An 8,487-nucleotide genomic window follows, 5' to 3' on the forward strand; every position below is an offset into this window, starting at 1 on the left:
GTGACACCGAGCGCGTCGGCGCGGGCGGCCTCGGCCTCGGCCAGCTCCTCCGCGAGCTCGGCGAGGTCCACCGGCCCGTACGGCCGGCGCGGCCGGCCGGTTCCCGCGGACAGCAGCAGATCCTCGACCACCTCGCCGAGCTGCCTGGTCCCGGTGACCAGCCGGTCCATCTCGTCGGCGACGTCGGCCGGCCGGGCGCCCTGCCGCAGCCTGCGGGCGACGAGCTGCGCTCGGGTGTGCAGGCGGGTCAGCGGCGTGCGCAGCTCGTGACTGACGTCGGCGGCGAACCGGCGCTGGCGGGCGAGGGCCTCGCCCAGCGGCGCGATCGCCCTGCGCGCGAGGACCTGGCCGATCAGCAGCGCGGCCAGCAGGCCCACGACCTCCGCGGCGAGGAGCCTGCGCAGCAGCCGGTGCCGCTCGGCGTCCTGGAGGCGCAGATCCATCGCCGCCTGGACCGTCACCTCGCCGCGCCGCTCGGTGCGCACCAGGTAGGCGTGCCCGGCGATCCGCACCCGGTGAACGAGCGGCCGGCCTCCGGCGGCGACCCGGTGCAGCGCCGAATGCTCCGGCAGCCCCGCCGGCGCCCCGGGAGAGCCGCGCAGGATGTGGCCGCGCAGCTCGAACAGCCAGACGCAGGACGGGGGCCGGGCGAGGTCGCCGGTCAGCGCCGCCTCCGCCAGCTCCCGCCGCGCGGCCGCGTCCTGGTCGCCGGCCATGGCGCAGAAGACCATCACCCCGAGGAGCGCGAGCATCACCGAGATCGCCCCCGCCACCTGGGCGGTCACCCGGCGGCGGGCGCGGACGAGCAGTCGCGGTTCCGGACCGGGAGGCGGCCGCTCGATCACAGCTCGCCCAGGCGGTACCCCACGCCCCGTACCGTGCATACGACGCCCGATCCCAGCTTGTTGCGCAGGTAGTAGACGTACGTGTCGACGACGGACTCCTTGTGGGCGCCGTCGAAGACCCGCTGCCGCAGCGAGGCCCGCGTGTGCACCTGCCGCGGGCGGGTCGCCAGCGCGCGCAGCAGCCGGCACTCCTGGCCGGAGAGCGTCACCTGCTCCCCGGTCGGCAGCCGGACGGTGTGGGCCTCCGGATCCAGCCAGCCCGCGCCGAGCGGCAGCAGCAGCGCCTGGTCCAGGTTCCTGCGGAGCAGGGCCCGCACCCTGGCCAGCAGCTCGTCGATGTCGAACGGCTTGACCAGATAGTCCTCGGCGCCCGCGTCGAGCCCGGCGACCCGGTCGGCGATCGCGCCGAAGGCGGTGAGCACGAGCGCCGGCACGGTGACGGCCTGGCGGCGCAGCCGCCGCAGCAGGTCGATCCCGTCCATCCCGGGAAGCCCCCGGTCGACGATCATCGCGTCGTAGGGGCGCGTGAGGCCCAGGTGCAGGCCGCGCTGCCCCTCCGGGGCCAGGTCTACCGTGTATCCCTGCTCAGTGAAGAGGCCGACCAGCATGTGCCCGAGTTCGCGGTCATCCTCGACGAGCAGCAGCCGACGGGAGGGTGGGCCGGCTGCTCCCGATGTCCCAGCCACGCAACAACCGTGGCACCACCGCCGCCGAAATACCAGGGCCGGTCCGCGTGGGGCCGGTCACGGAAGCGTGGACGCCCGGGGGCGCGGGGGCCGGTCGGCGTCGTCGGCCCGGGCGCGTTCGTGGCGCTCCGGCAGCGCCAGCTTGTAGAGCGGCAGGGCGCCCGCGGTCGTGAGCACGGCGACCAGCACCAGCATGGCGAACAGCTCCCGGGTGATCATCTCCTGCGCGAGGCCGATGTTGATGAAGATGAGGATCATCAGCCCGCGCGCGTTCATGAGAGCCCCCACCGCGTACGACTCCCGCCAGCCGAACCCCAGCGCCCGCATCGACAGCGCGCAGCCGAAGTACTTACCGCAGAAGCCCGCCGCCAGGATCAGCGCGAACGCCAGCAGCATGGAGCCCCCGGCGATGCCGCCGAGCTGGGTGTTCAGCCCCGAGAACGTGAAGAACACCGGGAGCAGCAGCGTCGAGACGACGTCCAACATCCTGCCGTGCAGCGCCTCGCGGAACGCCGGGTCGCGGGGCATGGCGAGCCCGGCGAAGAAGCCGCCGAAGACCGCGTACACCCCGATCCAGTCGGTGATCCAGCCCGCCGTCAGCGGCACCAGGACGACGACGTACATGCCGGTGGGGCCGAGCCGTCCGGTGCGCGCGACGCTCGCGCCGAGCGGCCGCAGCAGGGGGGCGACCACCTTCAGCATCACCACCGCGAACACCGCCGTCAGCACGATGGTGGGCAGCGCGCCGCCGGGGCCGGAGCCGAGGTGCGTCGCCGTCAGCACGGCCAGCAGGCACCACGCCAGCGCGTCGTCGACGGAGGCGGCCAGCAGCGTGAGCCGGCCGATGGGGGAGTTCTGCAGGCCCCGCTCGTAGAGGATCCTGGCCAGCATGGGGAACGCGGTCAGCGACAGCGCGCCCCCGACGAACAGGGCGAACTCCACCGGGCTGACGTCGGGGCGCGAGAGCGTGCTCCAGAGGAGCAGCCCCGCGCCGAAGCCGAGGAGCAGGGAGGGGACGATCCCCGACGTCGCCAGCGCCGCCGCCCGTCCCACCTCGCCCGGCGTGCGGGCGCCGTGGTCCAGCCCTGCTCCCACCAGGAACATGTAGAGCGTCAGCCCGATGGTGCTCAGCACGTACAGGACCGGCCGCACGTCGGGCGGGAACAGCGCGGCCTGGGCGCCCGGGAACAACCAGCCGAAGAACGTCGGGCCGAGCAGCACGCCGGCGACCATCTCGCCGAGGACGCGCGGCTGCATCGCCATGAGCGCCAGCCGGCCGCACACCGCCGAGGTCAGCAGGATGACGACCAGGGCGGGCAGCACCTTGAGTATCAGTTCGAGGTTGGCGTCCGCGGCGGCGACCTGGGCTTGCGCGGCCATGTGCGAGGGCGTCTGTAAGGGCATTCTCTCTCCCGCTCGTGGTCCGGATGATCAGTCGCCGGGCGCCCGCCGGGCGCCGGCGAAGTGGCGCTCGCACAGCCGCTGCCGGCGCGCGTCCCACACCATGTAGCCGCCGAGGACGAGCTGGACGAGGCTGCGCCCGACGTCCTCCCAGCGGTCCCGGAGCCGCATGAGCAGCAGCGCCCGCCGAGGGGAGCGCCCGGCCGGCGCCCCCCGCGGGGTGAGCAGGCACGGCCCCCTGTTGGGCAGGGACCGGGTGTGGGAGGCGGAGGAGGCGAGGGCGTACCTGCGCAGCACCTCGCGCGTGGCGACCCGCATGGCGATCGGCGCCAGCCGCCAGGCCGGGCACGGGCGGTTGGCGGCGACGCCGAACGGGATGTGGTTCGGTCCCGGACGTCCCGCGCGCCCCGGGTCGAAGCGGCCCGGGTCGAACCGGTCCGGGTCGGTCAGGCCCGCGCGGTGGAACTCCGGGTAGTTGAAGCAGAGCACCGAGCCGGCCGGGATCGTCGTGCGCTCGTCGAGGCGGATGTCGCCGGTGGTGACGCGATGGGCGACGCCGAAGAGGGGATGGAGCCGCAGGGTCTCGTTGATCACCTGGTCGAGGTGGCGCGCGTCGCCCGCCAGCGCCCTGTCCTGCTCGTCCGGATGCCGGGCGAGCACCATCAGCACATGGGCCATGGCCTCCGAAAGCTGCACGACGGCGGTGTTGAAGAAGGCGCCCTGCAGGTACAGCGCCTGCTCCCGAGCCGAGAGCCCCTCCGGGAGCGGGCGGCGCGCCTCCGGCAGCCGCCCGACGAGGTAGCGGGTCAGCCTGTCGCGCCGGTCCATGTGCCGCAGCCCGCAGCACTTGAGCGCCGTCACGACGTCGTCCGCGTTGCCGACGATCAGGTCGCGCGCCTCCCGCGGGCACCGCTCGCCGAAGACGAGCTCGTACGCGAACTCCGCCCACAGCGGCATCATCAGGTCGCGCAGCCGTACCGGCCCGTGGGCGGCGCTCAGCGTCCGCGCGGCGCAGCGGCGGGTGAGCTCCTCGGCCTCCGCGCGCGGCACGGCGAGGAACCCGCGCGTCGCCCGGGCGACCGCGTCGTAGAGCCCGCCCGCCTCGATGTGCTCCTGGTGCAGCTCGGGGCCGGGCGACAGCCAGTACCAGAACAGGTCCGACAGGGCGGCGCCCGCGCTCCGGCCGCCCGCCGCCGGATGGGAGTAGAGCTCCTCGAAACGCTCGACGCCGACCAGGTCCCCGGGCACGGGGATCCCCTCGTTCCCGTTGATCCGGGCGAACAGGCGCACCCGCAGCGCCACGACCCTCCCCGGCAGCCACCAGGGCAGGCTCGCCGCGACGGCGGCGGCGACCGCTCCCGCCGCCCACCCGGCCGGCCGTCCTCTCACCATGACCGCCGCACCATCCCCGGCTCAAGGTCTCGCACCGAGGTCAGGCCGCACAGGACGAGGGCGTTCTCGACCTCCGCCCGGAGCAGCTCCAGCACGCGCGCCACGCCGCGCTCGCCGTCCACCGCCAGGCCCCACACCACCGGGCGGCCGACCGCGACGGCGGCGGCGCCCAGCGCCATCGCCTTCAGCACGTCGGTGCCGCGCCGCACACCGCCGTCCAGCAGCACCGGTACGGCACCGCCGACGGCCGCCACGACGTCCGGCAGCAGGTCCACGGCGGCCGGTACGGTGTCGAGCTGCCGGCCCCCGTGATTGGAGACCAGCAGCGCCGAGACGCCGTGGTCGAGCGCCAGGACCGCGTCGGCGGGATGCGTGACGCCCTTGCAGACGATCGGCAGCGCTGTCATCTCCCTGAGAGCGTCGACGTGCTCCCAGGTGAGGTCCGGCGACATGACGATCGGCCGGACCCGGTCGCCGTCGCGCAGGTTCTCGCAGCGCAGGCCGTCCGGCAGGTCGTGGAAGCCGTTGCGCCGGTCCCGGTCGCGCAGGCCGAGCGCCGGCGAGTCCACGGTGACGACCAGCGCCTTGCAGCCGGCCGCCTCGGCCCGCCGGACGAGCGTCTCGGTGAAGGCGGCGTCCGGCTGGACGTAGAGCTGGAACCACAGGTCGGCTCCGGGCGCCGCCGCGGCCACGTCCTCGACCGCCACTGTGGCCGCCATGCTCACCATCATGATCGTCTCGGCGGCCGCGGCCGCGCGGGCAGTGGCCCGCTCGCCCTCCGGGTGCGCGAGCCGGTGGAACGCGGTCGGCGCCACCAGCACGGGCATGGCCGCGCGGCTGCCCAGCAGCGTGACACCGGTCTCGAGCTTCCCGCCGCCCCGCAGGACCCGCGGCAGCAGCGCCAGCCGCCCGAACGCGGCCTCGTTGGCCCGCACGGTGACCTCGTCACCGGCGCCTCCGGCGAAGTAGTCGTAGTGCGCCGGATCGAGCCGCGCCCTCGCCGCGGCCTCGAACTCGCGCGCCGTCAGCGGAGTCGAAGGGATCGACGGGGTCGGCGGGGTCGGCGGAGTCGGCGGAGTCGGCGGAGTCGGCGGGGTCGGCGGAGTCGGGGGAGTCCGCATGACCACAGTCACACCCGGACGCGCGCGCTCTGGCGGGAGAAGAACGCCTGGAGCGGCGCGGCGTGCACCTCCGGGGAGGTCCACTCGTTCTCCAGGTTCTCGGTCACGTGGTGGACGGCCGGCGGCGCGCCCGGCCGGTGATGCCGCACGACGGGGTGCAGGTAGTGGCCCTCGCGGGCCCGCTCGGCGTCGCTCTGCCGGATCCGGCCCACGGTGACGTCGAAGGGGTCGTCCTTGTCGTGGTCGGGCCCGTACTCCAGGGTGATCGCGAAGTGGCCGCCGTCGCCGATCGGCGGGCCCTCCAGGTCGGCCGGCAGTTCCTCCAGGTAGCGCGCCACGCCGTCGCCGCCCGGCACGATCACGTCCGCCAGCAGGCCGAACTGCTGCCACAGCGCCGAGCTGCGGTTGACCCGGGCGAGGACGGCGTCCGCGAGCGCCCGCGGGTCGGCCGGGAGCTCGCGGGCGGGCCACGGCACGCCGTGGTGCCTGCTCTCCAGGATTCGGTGCAGCGCCCGCACGCCGTACCGGAAGCCGTGGATGAAGCCGCTGGTGCCGCGCTTGAAGTCGCGGGACTGCGTCAGCGTCCCGGCGAAGTAGAGGTCCGGGACGTTGACCGACTCGTACGCGGGCGTGAGCGCCGGGAACCTGCCCTGGACCGCCGTCTCCGGCCGGCACTCGGGGGCGAAGAGGGAGGCGTCGAACCGGAAGCCGGTGCAGACGATCACCCGGTCGTACGGGATGTCCTTGGTGACCTCGTCGGCGCGGATGAAGCTCACCGTCACCAGGTAGGAGCCGCCGGGCCGCCGCTCGATGCGCCTGACATGGCCGTCGAGCAGCGCGTTCTGCGACTTGAGCTGGTAGGTGTCGAGCAGGCTGTTGTTGACGGCGCGCAGGTGGCCGACGTAGTGGGTGCGCCAGGCCATCCGGAGGGAGTTCGGCCCGGCCACGTGGATCACCGCGGCCGTCTCGACCAGGTTGTCCGCCGTCTCGAACGCCGAGTTGCCCTTGCCGATGACGAGCACCCTCTGTCCGGTGTAGACGGACGGGTCGGTGGGCGCGGTGCCGTACAGATCCGCCGTCTCGACGCCCGGGATGGGCGGGACGTTGGGCAGGGTGAGCCCCGTCGCCACGACCAGCCGTTCGGCCCGGTAGGTCCGGCCGCGCTGGTCGGTCACCTCGAACGGGCCGCCGCCGGGCGCGCGGGCGACGCGGACGGCGCGCGTGTCGTAGGCGATCCGCAGGCCGCAGGCGGCGGCGAAGTCGGCCAGGTAGCGGACCATGTCGTCGGCCGCCGGGAAGTAGCGGTCGCTGTAGCGGGTGAACAGCAGGTCCGGGTCGTCGGAGAGCAGCGAGTTCCAGTCCATCCGCAGGTTGAGCTCGGGGTCGTCCCAGCCGGTGTGCTTCTTGTTGATCGAGATGAGGCTGCGGTGGCGCGGGAAGGTCCGGAAGAACGTGCCCGGCGCGGGGCCCGCCTCCAGGATCAGGTGGCTCCGTCCCGCCCGGCCGAGGAAGTACCCGAGCTGGAGCCCGGCCGGGCCGGCGCCGATCACGAGGCAGTCGAGGGGGTTGTCCGGCACGGACACCTCCGTCGCGGTGATTGGTTGAAAGGACAACATCAGTGTTGGCGGGCGATTCTCAGAGATTGATCAGAGCGGCCGCCCGCCGTGCCGGGTCAGCAGGGCCCGCTTGTCGGGCTTGCCGCTGGCGGCCACCGGGACGCCCGGCACCACGGTGATCGTCCGCGGGACGCTGTCCTCGCCCAGCTCGCCCCGGACGAGCGCGGTCAGCGCGCCCGGATCCGGCATCCGCCCCGCGGCCGGTACGACGAACGCGTGGACGGCCTCCCCGGTCAGCTCGTCCGGCGCCCCGGCGACGTACGCCTCCACGACGTCGGGATGACCGGCCAGCACCCGTTCGATCGGCCCGGCGTACACCACCATCGCGTTCACCATGATCACGTCGCGGGTCCGGCCGTCCAGGTGCAGGAAGCCATGCTCGTCCAGGCGGCCGAGGTCGCGGGTGCGCAGCCAGCCGTCCCGCAGGGTGTCGTGGGTCTCCTCCGGCTGCCCCCAGTAGCCCGCCATCAGGTACGGGCTGCGCACGTGGATCTCGCCGGGCTCTCCCGCGGGCGCCTCCCGGCCCTCCTCGTCCCGCACGCTGATCTCCACGCCCGGGTGCGGCCGGCCGACCGAGGACAGGACGCGCTCCGGTCCACCGGCGATGTGGGCGGGGGTGAGCATCGAGATCGAGCCGGCCTCCGTCTGGCCGTACCCCTGATAGACCACGGGGCCGAGCCGGGCCGCCGCCTCCGCCAGCCTGCGCGGGCTGATCGGCGAGCCGGAGACCATCAGCCCGCGCAGGCTGCCCACTTCGACCGGCTCCTCGCGCAGCACGTCGAGCATCCGGCACAGCCGGGGCACGGTCACGATGGAGCCGGTGATGCGGTGCCGCTCGATCGCGTAGGGGAACAGGGGCCGCCCGTCCTCCTCCGGGATCACCGCGGTGCCGCCGCCCAGCAGGCACAGCGCCAGGAACTCGAAGACCACCATGCTCGCCAGCGTGCCGAACAGCAGGTAGCGCTCGAACGCCCCGGCCAGCTCGGCCGCGACGGGGGACCAGGCGCGGGGCTGCCACGACCAGTGGGCGCCCAGCGCGCGGTAGGTGATGGCGCAGCCCTTGGGCTGCCCGGTGCTGCCGCTGGTGAAGGTCAGCGCGGCCACGTCGCCGGGCCGCGCCGTCACGCCGAGAGGCCGGCCGTCGTCGGCCCAGCTCAGGAGATCGTCCGAGGGGGCCGCGCAGGGGCCCAGGGACAGCAGCGGGATCGGCCCGGCGCTCCGCAGCAGCTCCGGCGTCACCGCCGAAGAGTCGACCAGGAGGGCGGCGACGTCCATCCCGAGAACGTGGGCGAGCTGCCCGGCGGCGTACCCCGGCCGGATCCCCACGACGCGGCAGCCCAGCGCGTGCGCCGCCATGTGCGCGGCGAACGCCTCCGGCGAGACCCCGGTCCGGACGGCCAGGCCGCACCCCGGCCCCAGCCCGGCC

At 74.4% G+C, this 8,487-nt stretch carries 7 protein-coding genes; all 7 read right to left on the reverse strand.

Annotation, left to right across the window (positions count from 1 at the left end):
• Positions 1 to 845, reverse strand: an 845-nt coding sequence (locus DQW85_RS31940) for a sensor histidine kinase (RefSeq protein ID WP_162795539.1), incomplete at its 3' end; no start/stop codon positions are given.
• Positions 842 to 1,531, reverse strand: coding sequence for a response regulator transcription factor (locus tag DQW85_RS31945; RefSeq protein WP_205315568.1), 690 nt, complete (start codon positions 1,529 to 1,531; stop codon positions 842 to 844). The genes DQW85_RS31945 and DQW85_RS31940, both read right to left, overlap by 4 nt.
• 57 nt (positions 1,532 to 1,588) lie before the next feature.
• Entirely contained in the window at positions 1,589 to 2,911 is a 1,323-nt protein-coding gene (locus tag DQW85_RS31950; RefSeq protein WP_162795540.1) for a cation:proton antiporter, read from the reverse strand.
• Between the two features lie 51 nt (positions 2,912 to 2,962).
• Positions 2,963 to 4,324, reverse strand: a complete 1,362-nt coding sequence (locus DQW85_RS31955) for a cytochrome P450 (protein ID WP_113703510.1) — start codon at positions 4,322 to 4,324, stop codon at positions 2,963 to 2,965.
• The gene (locus DQW85_RS31960; protein ID WP_113703514.1) at positions 4,318 to 5,445 is read right to left on the reverse strand and encodes an alpha-hydroxy acid oxidase; all 1,128 of its coding nucleotides are present in this window, start codon (positions 5,443 to 5,445) and stop codon (positions 4,318 to 4,320) included. The genes DQW85_RS31955 and DQW85_RS31960 overlap by 7 nt, the downstream gene beginning before the upstream one ends.
• Before the next feature lie 8 nt (positions 5,446 to 5,453).
• A complete protein-coding gene (locus DQW85_RS31965; RefSeq protein WP_240197551.1) occupies positions 5,454 to 7,022 on the reverse strand; it encodes an NAD(P)-binding domain-containing protein in 1,569 nt (522 codons plus the stop codon).
• Between the two features lie 69 nt (positions 7,023 to 7,091).
• Positions 7,092 to 8,487 (reverse strand): class I adenylate-forming enzyme family protein (locus DQW85_RS31970; RefSeq protein WP_113703512.1); only part of this gene is annotated, 1,396 nt, incomplete at its 5' end.

Source organism: Nonomuraea lactucae, assembly GCF_003313395.1.
In the GTDB taxonomy this organism is placed as follows: Bacteria; Actinomycetota; Actinomycetes; order Streptosporangiales; family Streptosporangiaceae; genus Nonomuraea; species Nonomuraea lactucae.